This is a genomic window from Allokutzneria oryzae (assembly GCF_042429765.1).
GTDB classification, from domain to species: Bacteria; Actinomycetota; Actinomycetes; order Mycobacteriales; family Pseudonocardiaceae; genus Allokutzneria; species Allokutzneria oryzae.
Map to the genome: position 1 here is coordinate 764,712 of NZ_JBHLZU010000018.1, position 16,259 is coordinate 780,970.

General features: G+C 69.6%; 19 protein-coding genes. 9 read left to right on the forward strand and 10 right to left on the reverse strand.

The window, feature by feature from the left end:
- Positions 1 to 87 precede the first annotated feature (87 nt).
- The 3 genes from ACFFQA_RS22770 to ACFFQA_RS22780 all read right to left on the reverse strand — a co-directional run bounded on the left by ACFFQA_RS22770 (position 88) and on the right by ACFFQA_RS22780 (position 3,034).
- Positions 88 to 657 carry a TIGR03086 family metal-binding protein gene (locus tag ACFFQA_RS22770; protein WP_377855609.1) on the reverse strand — a complete coding sequence of 190 codons (570 nt, stop codon included), beginning with the start codon at positions 655 to 657 and terminating at the stop codon, positions 88 to 90.
- Between the two features lie 191 nt (positions 658 to 848).
- A complete protein-coding gene (locus ACFFQA_RS22775; protein ID WP_377855611.1) occupies positions 849 to 1,697 on the reverse strand; it encodes a MaoC/PaaZ C-terminal domain-containing protein in 849 nt (282 codons plus the stop codon).
- Entirely contained in the window at positions 1,697 to 3,034 is a 1,338-nt protein-coding gene (locus ACFFQA_RS22780) for a 3-oxoacyl-ACP reductase (RefSeq protein ID WP_377855614.1), read from the reverse strand. Before ACFFQA_RS22780 ends, ACFFQA_RS22775 begins: the two co-directional genes overlap by 1 nt.
- An 81-nt stretch (positions 3,035 to 3,115) precedes the next feature.
- On the opposite strand from ACFFQA_RS22780, the gene ACFFQA_RS22785 reads away from it, so the two are divergent.
- Positions 3,116 to 4,411: an acetyl-CoA C-acetyltransferase gene (locus ACFFQA_RS22785; RefSeq protein ID WP_377855617.1), complete on the forward strand. Its 1,296-nt coding sequence runs from the start codon at positions 3,116 to 3,118 to the stop codon at positions 4,409 to 4,411.
- A 251-nt stretch (positions 4,412 to 4,662) separates the two neighbouring features.
- Here the strand turns inward: ACFFQA_RS22785 and ACFFQA_RS22790 are convergent, their stop codons facing one another.
- Complete coding sequence (locus ACFFQA_RS22790; RefSeq protein WP_377855620.1) at positions 4,663 to 5,280, reverse strand: SIMPL domain-containing protein; 618 nt, start codon at positions 5,278 to 5,280, stop codon at positions 4,663 to 4,665.
- A gap of 129 nt (positions 5,281 to 5,409) precedes the next feature.
- Between ACFFQA_RS22790 and ACFFQA_RS22795 the strand changes: the two genes are divergently transcribed.
- Both ACFFQA_RS22795 and ACFFQA_RS22800 read left to right on the forward strand, forming a co-directional pair.
- A complete protein-coding gene (locus tag ACFFQA_RS22795) occupies positions 5,410 to 5,916 on the forward strand; it encodes a GNAT family N-acetyltransferase (RefSeq protein ID WP_377855623.1) in 507 nt (168 codons plus the stop codon).
- 180 nt (positions 5,917 to 6,096) lie between these two features.
- Positions 6,097 to 6,243, forward strand: a complete 147-nt coding sequence (locus ACFFQA_RS22800; RefSeq protein ID WP_162184846.1) for a hypothetical protein — start codon at positions 6,097 to 6,099, stop codon at positions 6,241 to 6,243.
- Positions 6,244 to 6,537: 294 nt separating this feature from the next.
- Here ACFFQA_RS22800 and ACFFQA_RS22805 read toward each other — a convergent pair whose 3' ends face one another.
- A complete protein-coding gene (locus ACFFQA_RS22805; RefSeq protein ID WP_377855626.1) occupies positions 6,538 to 7,500 on the reverse strand; it encodes an NAD-dependent epimerase/dehydratase family protein in 963 nt (320 codons plus the stop codon).
- A 131-nt stretch (positions 7,501 to 7,631) separates the two neighbouring features.
- On the opposite strand from ACFFQA_RS22805, the gene ACFFQA_RS22810 reads away from it, so the two are divergent.
- Both ACFFQA_RS22810 and ACFFQA_RS22815 read left to right on the forward strand, forming a co-directional pair.
- Complete coding sequence (locus ACFFQA_RS22810; RefSeq protein WP_377855629.1) at positions 7,632 to 7,892, forward strand: ATP-binding cassette domain-containing protein; 261 nt, start codon at positions 7,632 to 7,634, stop codon at positions 7,890 to 7,892.
- 37 nt (positions 7,893 to 7,929) lie between these two features.
- Positions 7,930 to 8,121: a helix-turn-helix transcriptional regulator gene (locus ACFFQA_RS22815; RefSeq protein ID WP_377855632.1), complete on the forward strand. Its 192-nt coding sequence runs from the start codon at positions 7,930 to 7,932 to the stop codon at positions 8,119 to 8,121.
- On the opposite strand, the gene ACFFQA_RS22820 is transcribed toward ACFFQA_RS22815, so the two are convergent.
- Entirely contained in the window at positions 8,122 to 8,742 is a 621-nt protein-coding gene (locus ACFFQA_RS22820) for a TetR/AcrR family transcriptional regulator (protein ID WP_377855634.1), read from the reverse strand. It lies immediately after the preceding gene.
- A gap of 77 nt (positions 8,743 to 8,819) precedes the next feature.
- Here ACFFQA_RS22820 and ACFFQA_RS22825 point away from each other — a divergent pair, with 77 nt between their 5' ends.
- From ACFFQA_RS22825 to ACFFQA_RS22840, 4 genes are all read left to right on the forward strand, one after another.
- Positions 8,820 to 9,320: a PH domain-containing protein gene (locus ACFFQA_RS22825; RefSeq protein ID WP_377855637.1), complete on the forward strand. Its 501-nt coding sequence runs from the start codon at positions 8,820 to 8,822 to the stop codon at positions 9,318 to 9,320.
- Complete coding sequence (locus ACFFQA_RS22830) at positions 9,317 to 10,798, forward strand: PH domain-containing protein (RefSeq protein ID WP_377855640.1); 1,482 nt, start codon at positions 9,317 to 9,319, stop codon at positions 10,796 to 10,798. The genes ACFFQA_RS22825 and ACFFQA_RS22830 overlap by 4 nt, the downstream gene beginning before the upstream one ends.
- Positions 10,799 to 10,918: 120 nt before the next feature.
- On the forward strand, positions 10,919 to 11,290 hold the full coding sequence (locus ACFFQA_RS22835; RefSeq protein WP_377855643.1) for a hypothetical protein: 372 nt from the start codon (positions 10,919 to 10,921) through the stop codon (positions 11,288 to 11,290).
- A 122-nt stretch (positions 11,291 to 11,412) separates the two neighbouring features.
- Positions 11,413 to 11,682: a DivIVA domain-containing protein gene (locus ACFFQA_RS22840; RefSeq protein WP_377855646.1), complete on the forward strand. Its 270-nt coding sequence runs from the start codon at positions 11,413 to 11,415 to the stop codon at positions 11,680 to 11,682.
- A 225-nt stretch (positions 11,683 to 11,907) separates the two neighbouring features.
- Here ACFFQA_RS22840 and ACFFQA_RS22845 read toward each other — a convergent pair whose 3' ends face one another.
- Genes ACFFQA_RS22845 through ACFFQA_RS22860 form a run of 4 tightly spaced genes read right to left on the reverse strand, consistent with a single transcriptional unit; the run spans position 11,908 to position 16,165 of the window.
- A complete protein-coding gene (locus ACFFQA_RS22845; protein ID WP_377855649.1) occupies positions 11,908 to 12,651 on the reverse strand; it encodes an alpha/beta fold hydrolase in 744 nt (247 codons plus the stop codon).
- Positions 12,652 to 12,667: 16 nt separating this feature from the next.
- Complete coding sequence (locus ACFFQA_RS22850) at positions 12,668 to 13,135, reverse strand: hypothetical protein (RefSeq protein ID WP_377855652.1); 468 nt, start codon at positions 13,133 to 13,135, stop codon at positions 12,668 to 12,670.
- A 44-nt stretch (positions 13,136 to 13,179) separates the two neighbouring features.
- Entirely contained in the window at positions 13,180 to 15,714 is a 2,535-nt protein-coding gene (locus tag ACFFQA_RS22855; RefSeq protein ID WP_377855655.1) for a PEP/pyruvate-binding domain-containing protein, read from the reverse strand.
- The gene (locus ACFFQA_RS22860; RefSeq protein ID WP_377855658.1) at positions 15,677 to 16,165 is read right to left on the reverse strand and encodes a MarR family winged helix-turn-helix transcriptional regulator; all 489 of its coding nucleotides are present in this window, start codon (positions 16,163 to 16,165) and stop codon (positions 15,677 to 15,679) included. Before ACFFQA_RS22860 ends, ACFFQA_RS22855 begins: the two co-directional genes overlap by 38 nt.
- Positions 16,166 to 16,259 lie beyond the last annotated feature (94 nt).

The following is a 16,259-nucleotide window of genomic DNA, read 5'->3' on the forward strand; positions in this document are numbered from 1 at the left end:
CTACAAAACGCGAACGGGAGGGGGGCGTCCCCGGATGAGGGTGCGGCGACTCGGTGAGGTGGTGTCGCTACGCGCGGGACGAGGGGTCTAGCTGCGCGGGTTGCGGCCGACGAGGGCGATGAGCTTCGTCTGCGGATCGGCGTCGTCGGGGACCTGGACCGGGGCTGCGAAGATGCCGGAGTCCTGCCACTTGAAGACCTCCGGCCGCATCACCGCGTAGACCGCCTCGGCGAGCTCGGCGTCGAGCGCGTCGTCGTCACCGATCGCCTTCGCCAGGTCCCAGGCGTGCACCGTGAGGTCCAGGGTCATCTGCCAGCCGTAGTCCTTCGCCGGGATCCGACCGAAGCTGACCTCGACCTCGTCGTCCAGCGCGTCCGGCCGCTCGAAGGCGCCGCGCGCCTTCTCCGCCGCGCGCTGCCACACCCCGACCGGGTCGTCGCCGAGCTGGTCGCCGTCGAAGCGGTCACCCACCTCGGCGGTGGTCGCTCCACGCAGCAGCAGCGGGGCCCACAACTGCTCGCCGACGAGATGGTTGACCAGGTCGCGCACTGTCCACTCGGTGCACGGGGTCGGCAAGCTCCACTGGTCCGCACGCACCAGGTGGACTCGTCGGTCGAACTCCTCCATCGCGCGGTCGTGCGCCTCCAGCAGCTCCATGGCCCTTACCCCATCAGCGCCAGCCGCACTACGCCACTCGACGCGCCAAGGGCTTCGCGTAGAGCACCGAACAGACTCCGCGCCGTAGCCGTCCAACCGGGACGGTGGCTCCAACCGGCAGTGCCCACTCCGACATATCCACTGTGGACAAGTCGGAAACCAGGCGCAGTCAAGGGATGTGCTTGGTGAAGTCAAGCCTGGATGGCACCCGTCAAGTGTGGACCACGCTTCGAGCGGACGGAGAACTCCCAGTCCGAGCCGTGCCGGGCAGACCGGAACTCCACTGAGGACGGCAGCAGCACGGGCAGCTTGAAGCGGACGTCCACTGTGAAGGCGTCGGGCAACCGGCCGGAGAACGCGGCGAGGCAGTGCGCCTTGGTCCACATGCCGTGCGCGATCGCCCTGGGGAAGCCGAAGAGCCGCGCGGTGATCTTGCGGAGGTGGATCGGGTTGTGGTCCCCCGACACCGCCGCGTACCGCCGTCCCAGGTCGGACCCGGTGTGCCACACCGCCGACGGCGCGGGCAGCTCCTCCACTTCGGACGATGAGGGCGAGGCCGAGGAGGACGACGTCGTCCGCCGCAGGTAGGTGCTCACGCCCTCCCACACGACGTCCTCCCCCACCGCGGCCTCGGACATCACGTCGAACTGCTGTCCGCGCTCGTGCTCCCGCAACGAGTCCGCCCACACGCGCAGCCGGAGCCGTTCCCCCGCCGAGACCGGACGGTGCTGGGTGATCCGGTTGTTCACGTGCACCAGGCCCGGCAGCCGGAACGGGAAACCGCGATCGGTCATCAGCCGCACCGCCAGCGGGAACGCCAGCACGTGCGGGTAGGTCGCCGGCAGCACGTCACCGGTGCCGAAGCCGCACACCTCGTTGTACGAAGCCAGCGCCGCGCGGTCGATCACCACCTCCGGCCGCACGTACTCCACGCCGGGCAGCTCGGAGCCTCGCCCGCCGAAGCTCAACGCCGCCTTGGGGTACAGCAGCCCGAGGCTGGGCGTGCTGTGCAGCTTGCGAACCGTCCGGACCACCGTCATCACGCCCCCAACAGGCTCTGGCCGCAGACGCGGACCACGTTGCCGTTGACCCCCGCCGATCCGGGATTCGCGTACCACGCAATGGTTTCCGCGACGTCGACCGGCAGGCCGCCCTGGGCGAGACTGCTCACCCGGCGCCCCATCTCCCTTGTCACCAAAGGAATCGAGGCGGTCATCCTCGTCTCGATGAAGCCGGGGGCCACCGCGTTGATCGTGCCGCCGGAGCGGGCGAGGACCGGTGCCAGCGACTGCACCATGCCGATCACCCCGGCCTTGGAGGTCGCGTAGTTGGTCTGCCCGAAGTTGCCGGCGATCCCGGCGATCGAGGACACGCCGATGATTCGCCCACCCGGCCGCAGCGCGCCGTCCAGCACCGCGTCGTTGATCCGCTCCTGCGCGGAGAGGTTGACCGCGAGCACCGAGTCCCACCGCTGGTCGTCCATCTTGCCGAGCGTCTTGTCGCGCAGGATCCCCGCGTTGTGCACCACGACGTCCACGCCGCCGTGCCGTTGCGCGAGGTGCTCGGCGATCTTGGCGGGGGAGTCAGGGGCGGTGATGTCGAGCTGGAGCGTGCTGCCGCCGATCCGGTTGGCCACCTCGGCGAGCTCGTCACCCTGGGCCGGAACATCAAGGCACACAACGGAAGCGCCATCGCGGGCGAGCAGCTCGGAGATGGCGGCGCCGATCCCCCGCGACGCGCCGGTGACCAGCGCGGTCTTCCCGGCGAGCGGGCGGTCCCAGTCCTCCGGCTCGGTCACCTCGGCCACGCCGACCCGCACGACCTGGCCGGAGACGAAGGCGGACCGGTCGGAGGCGAAGAACCGCAGGGTGCTCGCGATGCCGTCCTCGGCGCCGGGGGAGACGTAGACGAGCTGAGCGGTCGCGCCGCGCTTGATCTCCTTGGCCAGCGAGCGGGTGAAGCCCTCGATGGCCCGCTGCGCGGTCGCCTCCGTTGTGCTGCCCGCGTCCTCCGGCGGGGTGGCCAGCACGATCACCCGTCCGCAGGAGTCCAGCCGCCGGATCACCGGGTGGAAGAACCGGTGCAGGTCCTGGAGCTGGGCGCTGTCGCCGATCCCGGTGGCGTCGAAGACCAGGACCGCGAAGCGGGAGTCGCCTTCGGGGGCCGTCGTCACCACGTCGGCTCCCGCCGAGGTGAGCACGCTCGCGGCGGCCTTGGCGAGCCGCCCGCCGCCCGAGCTGCCGACAAGAACCTGACCTGCTACAACAGGGTCACCGGGCCGGTATCTGCGCAGCTTCGCCGGACTGGGAAGGCCGAGCTTGCGCACGAGCACCCGCCCGAGCGGAGAGGTGCTGAACCGCTGGTACCGATCCGCCATGTGACGCTCCCTACTCACCAGTAAGACTACTCATCGGTAGGTTATGCTCGAAGGGTATCCCCGCAACCGCTGGAGGGGCACATGGCCGGGACCACACGCCGCGTGGCGATCGTCGGGGGGAACCGGATCCCGTTCGCGAGATCCAACGGCCCCTACGCCTCGGCATCGAACCAGGACATGTTCACCGCCGCGCTCGACGGCCTCGTCGGCCGGTTCGGGCTCCAGGGTGAGCGGGTCGGCGAGGTGGTCGCGGGCGCCGTGCTCAAGCACAGCCGCGACTTCAACCTGGCGCGGGAGAGCGTGCTCGGCAGCAGGCTGTCGCCGCACACCCCGGCCTACGACATCCAGCAGGCGTGCGGCACCGGCCTCGAAGCCGCGATCCTGGTCGCCAACAAGATCGCGCTCGGCCAGATCGACTCCGGTATCGCAGGGGGAGTCGACACCACCAGCGACGCGCCGATCGGCGTGAACGAGGACCTGCGCAAACTGCTGCTGAGGTTCAACTCCGCGAAGAGCCTCGGCGAGCGGTTGAAGCTGGTGCCGCGCCTGCGCCCCGGTCACGTCATCCCCGACATCCCGCGCAACGGTGAACCGCGCACCGGGCTGTCCATGGGGGAGCACGCCGCGATCACCGCCAAGGAGTGGGAGATCTCGCGGCAGGACCAGGACGAGCTCGCCGCGGCCAGCCACCGCAAGCTCGCGGTCGCCTACGAGTGCGGTTTCTTCGACGACCTGCTCACGCCGTTCCTCGGCCTGACGCGGGACCAGAACCTCCGCCCGGACTCCACAGTGGACAAGCTCGCGAAGCTGAAGCCGGTGTTCGGCACGAAGTCCAAGGAGCTTGGCGGCGAGGCGACGATGACGGCGGGCAACTCCACACCGCTCTCCGACGGAGCCTCCACCGTGCTGCTGGCCAGCGAGGAGTGGGCGGAGCAGCGCAGACTTCCGGTGCTGGCCTACTTCACGCACTGCGAGACCGCCGCCGTTGACTTCGTGCACGGCGGTGAGGGGCTGCTCATGGCGCCGACCTACGCGGTGCCCAGGATGCTCGCGCGCGCCGGGCTGGAACTCGGCGACTTCGACTTCTACGAGATTCACGAGGCGTTCGCGTCGCAAGTGCTCGCCACCCTCAAGGCGTGGGAGGACCCGGGCTACTGCAAGGAGAAGCTCGGCCTCGACGCCCCGCTCGGCTCGATCGACCGCGCCAGGCTCAACGTCAACGGCTCCTCGCTGGCTGCGGGCCACCCCTTCGCGGCGACCGGCGGGCGCATCGTCGCCACGCTGGCGAAGCTGTTGGCGGAGAAGGGCTCCGGACGTGGTCTGATCTCGATCTGCGCCGCTGGCGGACAGGGCGTCACCGCGATTCTCGAACGCTGACCGCTGGCGGTGATGGGTTACCAGGAGGCGTGGGCGGGTAGGTCCACCGGTGGCACCATCGACCGATGGTGAAGTCCGGTCGCTCCCGGTGCGAGACGCGCGCTTCGTGGTGATCTCGTTCTGGCAGAACCCGGTGGACGACCGGGCGGACGTCACCGAGGCGGCACCGCTCGGCTGATGCTCTTTCCGAGCCGGTGCCGGGTAGCGCGCTCTACCCGGCGCCGGCTTCCCGCCGTCCGTCCTCGTGCCGGCTACTCCAGCAGCACCCACGTCGTCGTGCACTGGACCGACACCGTGACCGGCTGCGGCTCCAGCTTCAGCTCCCTGGTGTCCGGCGTGAAGGACGCGACGGAGGTCGCCCCGTAGGCCATCCGTTCCACCGACCCGCCGTAGGAGTCGTTGCCGTCGGTGATCCGCAGCAGCGGCCCGAGCCGCACGCCCAGCGCCGCCGCGTATCCCTGCGCCCGTCGCCGCGCGTCCTCGACCGCGTGGTGCTGGGCCTCGGCGACCGCCTCCGTCCGGTCCGACAGCTCCCAGTCCGGTCCGTTCAGCCAGGCTGGCTCCGCCGCGATCAACGCCCCGAGCAGCTCGTCGAGCTGTTCCCGGTCGGTCACCCGCACCGAGTAGTACTGCTCGGCCCCCGAACCGACCCGCTGTCCGTTCTCCCAGTTGGTGTGCACCGAAAGGCGCCGCGAGCGGACCTCGACACCCTCGCGGTCCAGCAACGGCTCGACCCGCGAGATCCGCGAGGTCAGCTCGTTCACCGCGGCGGTGCGGTCCTGCCCGTTCGCGCTGTAGGAGACCCACAGCTGCGCCCGATCGGCGATGCGTTCGACTTCCCCGGTCCCTTTGGTCACAACTTCAGCCACGCGACCCACCCAACCCCTGTTCCGCCGCCGCCGCAACGACGGGCGTTCGGCGGAACTTGAGGGCTTGGTCGCAACTGTGCGAGAAATCGCTTGCGGGCCACCAGAACCGCGCTCACACGTCCTGACTGCATGAGCGAAGACCTGCGGATCAGGGCTGCCGATCTCGCTGACCTCGACGATCTCTCGGAGATCCAGACCAGGGCGCGTGCCTCGTACTACCGCGGCTACGTCGACGAGCGGGTTCTCGTCGACCCCGAGCAGGCCGCCGTGCGCAGAGGCGTCATCGAGGGGTTCCTCTACTCACCGGACCAGGCCCTGCTGTGCGCCGAGCTGGCAGGGCGGGTGGTCGGCTTCGCCGCGGCGGGACCGAGCCACGACCCGGACGCGGACCCGGCGCAGATCGGCGAGCTCTACTCGCTGTACGTGGAACCGCCGAGCTGGCGCCGCGGCATCGGCGGCGAGCTGCTGCGGGCGGCGGTCAGCAGGCTCCGGGTCTCCTTCGGCTACCTGACGCTGTGGGTCTGGGAGCACAACACGCGGGCCCGATCCTTCTTCTCCGGGCGTGGCTGGTGGCTGGACGAGGCCGCGCGCAGGCCGGACTGCCCGAGCTTCGTCCGCTACCAACGGCACCTGTGAGGGGACGATCGGCGTCATGCCCCGTTTGGCGGATGATCATGCGGTCGTAACCCGCATCGGCCCGTTACTTGTCCGGTCGGTGAGCCACCTCACCGGATAATCGGGTGTCAAACCTCGAATCCTGGTGCATACTTGTGTTGTCACACCGACACCGAAGCCTTCAAGGGGATGCGAACTCAGATGAACCTCGTCGCGAAGATGCGTGCTCGTCGTGCCGACAACCGGACTCGCCGTGCCGTGAACCGCGCGATCGACGGCGCGGCCACCCCGGCCCTGCGTCACGAGCTCATGGTCATTGCCCAGCAGCAGGTGACTACCCTCCGCTGAGGCCGGAGACGGCGGACGTTCGCCGGCGACCTCGACCGCCGGCTTGAGCGGCCCTCCCGCCGTTTCGCCCAACGGAGTTACCAGCGCCCCTGAGCGGCCTCCCGCCGCCCAGGGGCGCTTCATCGTTTCCGGACGTCCTTCGGCACTACGCCTCATCAAACGTGACCTACGTCACATCCACCGTATCGTGTAACAAGCTCGGTGGCGTCCGCGATGACCACTATGACCCCGCGATGCTGTCGGACCCCCGACCTGGCAGCACCGCGGGGTTTCCCATATCCACCGGCTCGCTCGCTAGTAGCTGAGGGCGTGGTCGTCCTCGCTGAAGTCGGTGCTCGCGTCGGCGGGTGGGTTCGCCAGGTGCCACCGCACGGACCGCTCGATGCCGAACTCGACGGGCTCCGGCCTCCAGTCCAGCAGCTCGCGCGCCTTCGAGCTGTCGAAGAGCAGGTGCTGCGCGTGCGCCCTGGTGAACGTGAGGTCGGTGGGGACCAGGTCACCGGGCACCTCGACCAGTTCCGCCTCGTGCTCCGCCGCGGCGAGGATCTGCCGGGTCCAGGTGGAGAAGCTGTGCGTCCGGGGCTCGCCGATGTTCAGGATCTCGCCCCGCGCGCGAGCGTTGCCGAGTGTCGCGAGGACCGCCGCGGACACCTCGCCGACGTAACACCGGGTCCACAGCCAGTTGCCGGGTCCGACGGGAATCCGTTCACGTCGCGCCCGTACCCGCCGTAGGACGAACTCCTCCCGGCGCTGCGGATCGTGCTCGCCGTAGACCACGGCCAGCCGGAGCACCGTGCCGTCCCGGTCCAGGTAGGGCGGTTCGACGTCGAGCTTGTCGTAGTCGTCGAGGCCGATGCCCTGGTCGCGGTAGGGGTACCGCACCAGTCGCAGCGCGCTTTCCTCGGTCAGCGGCATCGGCTCGCCGCTGACGCCCGCCCTGGCCAGCTCGAACGCGCGGTAGACGTCCATGCTGGAGAGCAGGAGGAGCTGCGCGTCGGGCAGGTGCGGCAGCACGGCGTCCACGTCGGCCCTGCTCAGCGCGAAGCTGTCGATCACCGCGTCCGGTTCGAACGCGCGCACGTCCCCGGCGACGTCGGCGAAGCCCGACCGGTCGGTGTGCAGGTGCTCGCAGTCGACCCAGTTCCGGGGCTCCGTCCGTCCCCGGTGCACGACGAGGACCTCGTCACCCCGCGCCACGAGGTCCTCGACCACGCGCCTGCCGATGAAGTGCGTCCCACCGAGTACGACCACCCGCATGGCTCAATCCGAACACGTCGGCCCCGTGTTCGCTGTCCGGTTCTCGCCCGGCGAACCAGATTGGACTCGCTATCGAATGTAGTACTACTGCTACATTCACGCGCAGGGGTAGGACGGAAAGGGGGAGGTTCGTGACGGCTGACGACACCGTGATCGACGTCCGCGACCTGTGGATGAGATACGGCGCGCACGACGTGCTGCGGGGGGTCGACCTGCGGGCGCGCCGGGGTGAGGTGCTGGCGCTGGTCGGGCCGAACGGGGCGGGCAAGACCACCGTGCTCGGCGCCTGGGCGGTGCTCGTCGCGCCGTCGGTGCTGCGCCGGATGGCCCGGCGCGAGTCCGGCTCCCTCATGGAGGCTCGCCGCACCAGGGCGATGCGGCGCATTGGGTGAGGGCTCGGGGTCGGAGACGGTCCACAACCGCATCGCGATGCTCCGCGCGGAGCGGGGGATCTCGCGCAGGCAGCTCGCGGAGGCGCTCGGGGTGCACTACCAGACGATCGGCTACCTGGAGCGCGGCGAGTACAGCCCGAGCCTGTACCTCGCGCTCCGGATCGCCCAGCACTTCGAGGTCCCGGTGGAGGTCGTCTTCTCGACCTCACCGTTCCCGAGGATCGGCTGACTAACGTTTCGTTTCGTGTGCGGGCGCCGCGGCGAAAAGGCGGTCCAGGTGTGACCGCGCCATGGCCAGCGCCTCCTCGGCGGTGTGCAGGCCGAGGTGGCAGTAGCTGGTCAGCCCGTCCGCGATGCTCATGATCAGCATGGCCTCCCGCCGCGGGTCCCGGTCGGCCGGGATCTCGCGGCGTTCCCGCGCCAGCTCCAGCTGGCCGGTGATCAACGCGAGCAGCCTGCCCGCGCCGTCCCGCGCGTGCTCGCGCAGGCGATCGTTGCGCAGCGCCTCGATGTAGTAGCTGATGCTCATCAGGCTGCCCTGACGGGCGTGCGCGTCCAGCGGCAGCATCTCGCACAGGCACGCGTGGACGATCGCGTACGGCGTCTTCTCGGGCAGTTCCTGGATCCTCGCCCTCGTCCGCTCCCCCGAGCGTTCGCTGATGAAGTCCATGGTGAAGAACAGCATCTCCTCGCGGGTGCCGAAGTAGTGCTGGAGCTGGCCGAGCGACATCCCGGCCTCGCGCGCGACGTCCCGCAGGCTCACCCGGTCCAGGCCCCTGTCCCCGGCGAGCGACCACAGGGCGTGGGCGATCGCGGCACGTCGTTCCTCGTGGTCCACCTGCTTCGGCACGAGCAGAGCCTATATCAATACGTTTGACTTATTACGGCTGACTTAATACGTTCGACTTGGAAAGGGGAGATGTCGCCATGAACCTGCGCCCGCCCGCGAACCGAGTCGATCCGCGCGCCCGCCGATGGTGGGCGTTGCAGGCCTGGGTGCTGCCCGCCGTGCCGATGCTGCTGGTCGCGCTCACGATGTTCACGCTGTCCCTGTTGTTCTTCCCCGGAGCCCTGGTGTGGCTCGGTCCGCTGCTCGCCGTGGTGCTCGTGCTGCCAGCCGTGCTGTACGCGCTGGTCATGCCGTCGTGGCGGTACCGGGTGCACGCGTGGGAGCTCGGCTCCCGGGCCGTGTACGCCGCTTCGGGCTGGTTCTGGCAGAAGCACCGCGTGACGCCGCTGTCCCGGGTGCAGACCGTGGACACCACCCAGGGACCGCTCCAGCGGGTGTTCGACCTGGCCACGGTGGTGGTCACCACGGCGTCGACGCACGGGGACGTGAAGATCGCCGGGCTCGCCGCGGCCGACGCCGACCAGCTGGCCCGCCGCATCGGCGAGGCGGCCGAGGCCATCCCGGGTGATGCGACGTGACCTCGGACCAGACTTGGCGGCGCTTGGACCGCCGCACCATCGCGGTGCACTGCGCGTGGCTCGTCGCGCCGCTGGCCTCGTTCGTGCTGACGCTGCTGGCCACCGGCGGCGAGGTGGGGGTGAGGGGCTGGACCAGCCTCGCCGCGATCACCCTGGCGTTCCTGGTGATCACCGTGCTCGGCGTGGTCCGGCTGACCAGTACGCGGTACTGGATCTCCGCGACCACGTTGGAGCTGCGCACCGGTCTGCTGAACCGCAGGCACCGCTCGATCGCGCTGGAGCGGGTCCGCAACGTCGACGTCACCGCCAGCCCGGTGCACCGCGTGCTCGGCCTGGTGGTGCTCCGCGCGGGCACGGCCGCCTCCGACGGTGGGACCGAGATCGTTCTCGACGCGCTGCGGCGCTCGGACGCGGACCGGCTGCGCGACGAGCTCCTCGCCAGGGCGAGCCGGGTGCACGCGCCCGATCCGGTGATCGCGACGATGAACTGGCGGTGGCTTCGCTACGCACCACTGACGTTCTGGGTCTTCGGTGGCGTGCTCATCGTGGGCGGTGCCGCCTCGCGCGCCCTGGACGGTCTCGGCATCGAGTGGTGGAAACTCGGGTTCGTGCGGGGCGGGTTCGACGCGTTCGGCCACAGTACGCTCTGGATCACCATTCCGTTGCTGCTGTTGGGGATCACGCTCATCGGAGTGCTCGGCGCGGTCGCGTTGTACGTGGAGAACTGGTGGTCCTACCGTCTGGAGTGGACGGACTCGGAGACCTTGCAGATCCGCAGGGGACTGCTCACCACGCGGGTCGTGTCCATCGAGCGCCGCCGGCTGCGCGGGTCCCGCCTCCGCGAACCGCTGCTGTTGCGCGCCAGTGGCGGAGCGCTGGTGGACGCAGTCGCTGGAGGACTCGGCAACGAGGAGGAAACCCGTCGTCGAAGCTCGCTGCTGCCCCCGTCGCCACGCGCCGACGCCGCACGGGTCGCGCTCGACGTCCTGGGACTGCCCCAGCCCACCGATCTCGTGCTGCGCAAGCATCCCAAGGTCGCTCAGCGTCGACGTGTCGTGCGCGGCATGGTTTTCGTGACGCTGCCCATCACGTTCGCGTTGCTGGTACTGGGTTTCCTGCTCACCTCGGTCCTGGTGCACGTGGCGTGGATCTTCTTCGTGCTCGCGACGCCGATCACCGTGTGGCTGGCAAGGGATGCCTACCGCAACCTCGGCCACGGAGTCTCCGGAGACCACCTGGTGATCAGATCGGGTGTGTTCAGCAGGGACACTGTTCTGCTGCAACGACAAGGTGTGCTCTCGTGGTCGTTCGGCAGCAACCCGTTCTCCCGCCGAGCCGGACTGGTCACCGCGACCGCGGCCGTCGCCGCGGGGGAGCAGGGCTATCGCATCAGGGACCTCGCCCGCGCCGACGCCGTGGGCTTCGCCGACACCGCGACACCCGACTTCCTCACGGAGTTCCTCGCCCGGCCGTCGTGAGCATTCCTCTGGTTGCCGTGAAAGCCAGGCGCTTTTAGCGGATGTTTAGTGATCGTCGAATTCCTGTCGTTATCTTCCACGCCCAACAATCCACTGTGGACAAGCGACATCGGGGGAGCCATGCACGTCAGGAAGAAGATCGCCGCAGCGCTCGTCACCGCGGCTGCGGCGGGAAGCATGGTGCTCGCCGCTCCCGCCGCGCAGGCGAGCGCCTGTGAGCCCAACGGCGTTGCCGGCGGCTGGATGTGCCGGGACACCATCAGCGGTGGCCACAAGATTTCCGTCCTGTTCTACGGCAGCGACCGGACGATGGCGGGCTGGGACAACGGTCACTACTACACCCACCTGGACCGCTCTCTCGACGGCGGGCGCACCTGGGAGGGTCCGCTCGGCAGAGGGCAGGGCTGGTCGAAGAAGTTCAACCGCGCCAACTACAGCTGGCGCGCCTGTTCCGAGGTCAACGGCCGTTTCCACTGCACTGGCTGGCACTGACCTGGGGGGCGTGCCCTCACCCCGCTGTTCGTCCCAAGTAGACCGCGTCGGTTGGTTTCGAGTGGCCGGGCGGTGGGAGCGGGCTAATACTTTCGACGGGTTACCCGTTGGGAGGACTGAGCATGGCTCTCACCGCGGACGACGTGCGGGAAGTGCGCTTCACGAAGGCGGGCCTCGGGCGGCGCGGCTACAGCGAGGTCGAGGTCGTCGGGTTTCTCGCCGAGGTGGCGAACACCCTGGACGGCCGGGGCAACGTGACCGCGACACAGGTGCACAACGTCGCTTTCAGCACGTCACTGGGCGTTGGTGGGTTCGACGAGGAGGAGGTCGACAACTACCTCGACCTCATCGAGCAGGAGCTGCTGGAGCGGGCGCAGCGAACGGCCGGCTAGGTCGTGTCCTGCACGTGGTAGCACCACCTCACCACCCCCTGGCGCCCTCACCCGCATCCCCCTCAATTCGCGTTTTGTCACCTAAACGCGAAATGAGAGCGCTCTTTCGCGCATCAAGGTGACAAAACGCGAGAACCCCGGCCACCCCCGGCCACGTCGGCCAGCTCAGGGGGGTGCGGGGGCGGAGCCGCCTCGGGGGGATGGGGACGACTTGGAGGACAGGCGCTAGCCCAGGAACTCCAGCACCCGGTCGGCGATCTCCGCCGGTCGTTCGAAGAGCATGGCGTGACTGCCGTCGAACTCGACGACCTCGACCAGAGGGTTGCCCACCTCGGCGAGGTCGCGGTTCAGGCCGTCGCGGTACACCACGCCGAGGTTTTCGAACGCCTCCATGCCCGGCAGGCCGCGTGTCGCGGTGAACACCAGGCACCGGCACGACAGCTCTTCGTAGCGCGACAACAGGTCCAGGCCGGTCAGGCCGAGGCGGAGCGGCTTCAGGATCTCCGGGCCGGGGCGGGGGACCAGCTTCGCCTGGGCGTCGAAGAGCGCGTTCAGCTCGTGCAGCCCCGTCGCGTCGGAGTACTGCCGGGCGTCGCTGACGTGGCGGTGGCCGCCGTCGATGTTGACCACACCCGGACAGCTCGGCTGGGACTGGCCCCACAGCACGGCGAGGCCACCACCGAGGGACATGCCCACGACCGCCGGTGCTTCGAGGCCGAAGTGCGCGACGACTCGCGAGATGTCGCCCACCGCGCCCTCCCAGTCCCACGGCGCGTCACCGGAGTCGCCGTGACCGCGCAGGTCCAGCGCGACCACGCGGTGCTTCGCGGTGAGCATCGGGGCGAAGCCGGCCCAGTTCTCCTTGCCGCCGCCGAGGCCGTGCAGCAGCACCACCGGTTGCCCGGTTCCGCCGAAGTCTCGCGCCGCGATCGGAACAGGGCCAGTAACAACAACATCCGTGAAGTCCACTATGGACACCCCAAGGTCATCGACGGCTCCGCTGGCGCAGTCTCAGGCGGACCGACTCCGAGGTCACGCCGCCGTCCTCGTGGCGGACGAGCTTCCCGCGGTTGACCAGGTCGTGCACGGCCTGCTTGGTGACGCCGAGCATCGCGCCCGCCGTCGAGTAGGACAGGCCCGCGATGGTCGGGTGGCCGACGCGGTACGCCACGACCTGGCCGAACGGGGTCTGCCACCACGCCGCTGGCGGGTCGAAGGGGCCGTCGCCCGGGTACAGCGTCGCGATCAGGCTCACCGCGGTCTGGGTCGCGGTCCGGTCGCTCCGGCCGAGCAGCTCCTTCGCCCAGACCGCCGCCTGTGTCCTGGTCCTGCGCTCCAGCTTGGTCAGCGTCCAGTCCGCGCCGAGCAGGATCTCCAGCGGGTCCAGCAGGCGGGTGCCGACCAGCGCGGCGAGCTGCTCGGCCAGCTCCGCCTCGGTCACCTCAAGGGTCATCGCGGCCTCCTTGACGATGACCGTAAAGCACTTGACGATGGCCGTCAAGAAACCTCGACCGAGCCGCTGGAGCCGTGCACCGTGATGGTCTGACCAGTGACGATCTCCTGGGTGGCCCGCGCGACGCCGACCACGGCGGGGATGCCGTACTCGCGCGCCACCACAGCGCCGTGCGAGTTCGGGCCGCCCATCTCCATCACCAGCCCGCCTGCCGTCAGGAACAGCGGAGTCCAGCCGGGGTCGGTCGACGGGGCGACCAGGATCTCGCCGGGGTGCAGCTCGGCACCGATCGGATCGAGCACCACCCTGGCGACGCCGGTGACCGTGCCGGGGGAGGCCGCGGTCCCGGTCAGCGCACCGTCGACGGCCGCGCAGACGGCCTCGGGCTCGGTGCCGTCGGAGAGCAGCAGCCTCGGCACGTGCCGCCTGCGCTGCTCGCGGTCGTAGTCGGCCCGGCGCCGCGTGGCGGTCTCGTTGAAGTCCTCGCCCCGCAGGGCTTCCCGCATCTCGTGGAAGTCGAGGAAGAACACGTCGTCCTGCTCGCCGACCACGCCGGACGCCGCCAGCTCCGCGCCGACGAGCTTGAGCTGCTCGCGCGCCCGCGCGAACGCCAGCACCAGGCAGTACTTCGGCAGCTCCCGGACACCGGCGAGCGCGCGGATCCGGTGCAGCGCCCTGTTCACCAGCCAGCCGCGCCGTCCCGCGCGCCTGGTCAGCCGCGAGATCATCGCCTCGGCCTCGGCGACGCCCTTCTCGAACTGCTTGTCCGCGGCCCACCCCGGGGCCTCGGCCCTGCGGTAGTTGGCGATCATGCCGCGCACGTGCGTCGGGTCCTCCGACCAGCGCGGGACCCCGAGGTCGATCTCGGCAACTGCGCGGTGCCCGTACCTCGCCAGGAACCGGTCGACGTCACCGTCCGAGCCGGACGTGGCGATCCGCCACAGTTCGAGGTCCATCTCCGTGGTCACGTTGTGCGGCATGCCCTTGAGCACGACGCGAACGTCGTCGGTGCAGTCCGGGTCGCCGATCAGCTTCGGCATCGCGTTGATCAGGCCGAAGCCGCCGAGCACGACCGGCATGATCCGCACGACCCTCGGCATCGTCACGTCCTCGAAGATGTGTTCGACGAAGTCCAGCCGTTGCACGGGTGTGAGCCCCGGCCGCGTCCTGGTGAGCCGGTCGATCTCCTCGGCGTAGCCGTACGCTCTCGCACGCATGGCATCCGGTCGAAGCAGCGCGTGTGCGGCCCTGAACGGGGCGCCGACGTGCAGCGCGGCCTTGATGAGCCGACGCAGCGCGGGTCCGCGCCTGGTGGTTGTGAGCGAGAAGCGGGGGTCTTCGGTGAGCTGCCGGAAGACCTCAGCCGACCGGCTCTCCATCATGTCCAGCATCCGAGGGACGAGCGCTCTGCCGACGGGGTTCCGCAGCGCACTGGTGATGTCGATGTAGATGCGGCCGCCGCTCTCGGTGAACACCGGCGGGCCGTCGACCGGGTCACCGAAGGCGAAGCCGAACGCCTTCGCGCCCGCGCCCATCGCCAGCCGCATGCCCGCCAGTCCCGCCGGGGTGAACGGGCAGAACAGGCCCTGTGCCACATTGGCGGAGAAGTACGCCCGCACACCGTCCTCAGTGGACACAGGGATCGGGTACAGCGTCGTGATCGGGCGGGACTGGGTGAGCCAGAACTCGCCCTTGTCGTCCAACGCCCACTCGGTGTCCTGGGGTGTCCCGTAGTGGTCCTGAACCCTCTTTCCCAGCTTTACCAACAGCTTCAGCTGCTCGTCGGTCAGGCAGGCATCCTTTGTGGACAGTTCGACGTGTTCGGTCCCGCCGCCGGCCTTCGCCCTGATCGCCACCAGCTTGTCGCCGAGCCTGCGGTCCAGGACGCGTCCGTCCGCCGCCACGACGAAGTGGTCCGGGTTGACCACGCCGGAGACGACCGCCTCGCCGAGGCCGGGGCTGGCGTCGACCACGAACTCCGAACGCGTGCCGGTGACCGGGTTCGCCGTGAACATGACGCCCGCGACGTCGACGTCGACCATGCGTTGCACCACGACCGCCAGGCGCACGGTGCTCTGGTCGATGTCGTTGGAGTCGCGGTAGCTCACCGCGCGGTCGGTCCACAGCGACGCCCAGCACCGGCGCACCGCGTCCAGCACCGCATCGGCGCCCACCACGTTGAGACAGGTGTCCTGCTGGCCGGCGAAGCTCGCGTTCGGCAGGTCCTCCGCCGTCGCGGACGAGCGCACAGCGACGGGGACGTCGTCGCCGAGTGCGTGGTACGCGGAGACGATCTCCTCGGCCATGTCGGCGGGGATCGGCGCGGAGCGGAGCAGCTCGCGGGCCGCGGCGGGGTCGCGCTCGGAGACCGGGCCGGTGACGTCGGTGATCCTTCGGTAGGCGTCCGTGGTGACGCAGAACCCCAGCGGCACCGGAATCCCCGCCTTGACCAGCTCCCCGAGGTTGGCCGCCTTGCCGCCGACCAGCTCGCCCATTCCGCCGTCGAGCACTGCCAGGTCGAGCACCACCCCTTCGGCGCCGCTAGCCCGGTGCTTCCCCTGCTGCTGCCCTGTGCTCATCGCGATGTCTCCTCGCGGCTTCAGCCAGCAGCGTCGTCGACCGCGCGACGATCCGCTGGTCCTCCTCTGACAGGTACGCCATCAGCCCCAGCTGCGCCTCGGCCCTGGTGCGTTCGAAGCCACGCAGGAACTCCCGCCCCTCGTCGGTGAGGTGCACTCGCTTGGCCCGCCGGTCCTCGGTGTCCTCGCGCCTGCCGACGAGTCCCCTCACGACCAGTTGCTCGACCATCCGGCTGGTCGCCGAGACCGAGCGGCCGATGTGGTCGGCGAGGTCCTTGACGGTGGGTGCGCGGCCGGCGTCGAGCACGTAGAGCGTCGCGACGTGGACGAGCTGGAGGTCGCCTGCCCTGCGGACCACCGACACGAGGAAGTCCGACAGGAGCTCTCTGCGCACCGCGCCGATCTCCTCGGCGACGCGGTTGCTGTCGTGGGCGCTGATGGCGTCCTCCAATGTTTGCGTCTTTGCAACTAGTGCATGGGTGCACGTTAGCGCTGCCCGGGGTGGAAAATCAACGCCTGGTGAATAACGGACGGCGGAAGCGTTT

Bases quoted from the DNA above. Each gene is read 5' to 3' on its own strand.
- ACFFQA_RS22770 (WP_377855609.1), bottom strand. From the start codon at position 657: ATGGAGCTGCTGGAGGCGCACGACCGCGCGATGGAGGAGTTCGACCGA.
- ACFFQA_RS22775 (WP_377855611.1), bottom strand. From the start codon at position 1,697: ATGACGGTGGTCCGGACGGTTCGCAAGCTGCACAGCACGCCCAGCCTC.
- ACFFQA_RS22780 (WP_377855614.1), bottom strand. From the start codon at position 3,034: ATGGCGGATCGGTACCAGCGGTTCAGCACCTCTCCGCTCGGGCGGGTG.
- ACFFQA_RS22785 (WP_377855617.1), top strand. From the start codon at position 3,116: ATGGCCGGGACCACACGCCGCGTGGCGATCGTCGGGGGGAACCGGATC.
- ACFFQA_RS22795 (WP_377855623.1), top strand. From the start codon at position 5,410: ATGAGCGAAGACCTGCGGATCAGGGCTGCCGATCTCGCTGACCTCGAC.
- ACFFQA_RS22800 (WP_162184846.1), top strand. From the start codon at position 6,097: ATGAACCTCGTCGCGAAGATGCGTGCTCGTCGTGCCGACAACCGGACT.
- ACFFQA_RS22805 (WP_377855626.1), bottom strand. From the start codon at position 7,500: ATGCGGGTGGTCGTACTCGGTGGGACGCACTTCATCGGCAGGCGCGTG.
- ACFFQA_RS22815 (WP_377855632.1), top strand. From the start codon at position 7,930: ATGCTCCGCGCGGAGCGGGGGATCTCGCGCAGGCAGCTCGCGGAGGCG.
- ACFFQA_RS22825 (WP_377855637.1), top strand. From the start codon at position 8,820: ATGAACCTGCGCCCGCCCGCGAACCGAGTCGATCCGCGCGCCCGCCGA.
- ACFFQA_RS22835 (WP_377855643.1), top strand. From the start codon at position 10,919: ATGCACGTCAGGAAGAAGATCGCCGCAGCGCTCGTCACCGCGGCTGCG.
- ACFFQA_RS22840 (WP_377855646.1), top strand. From the start codon at position 11,413: ATGGCTCTCACCGCGGACGACGTGCGGGAAGTGCGCTTCACGAAGGCG.
- ACFFQA_RS22850 (WP_377855652.1), bottom strand. From the start codon at position 13,135: ATGACCCTTGAGGTGACCGAGGCGGAGCTGGCCGAGCAGCTCGCCGCG.
- ACFFQA_RS22855 (WP_377855655.1), bottom strand. From the start codon at position 15,714: ATGAGCACAGGGCAGCAGCAGGGGAAGCACCGGGCTAGCGGCGCCGAA.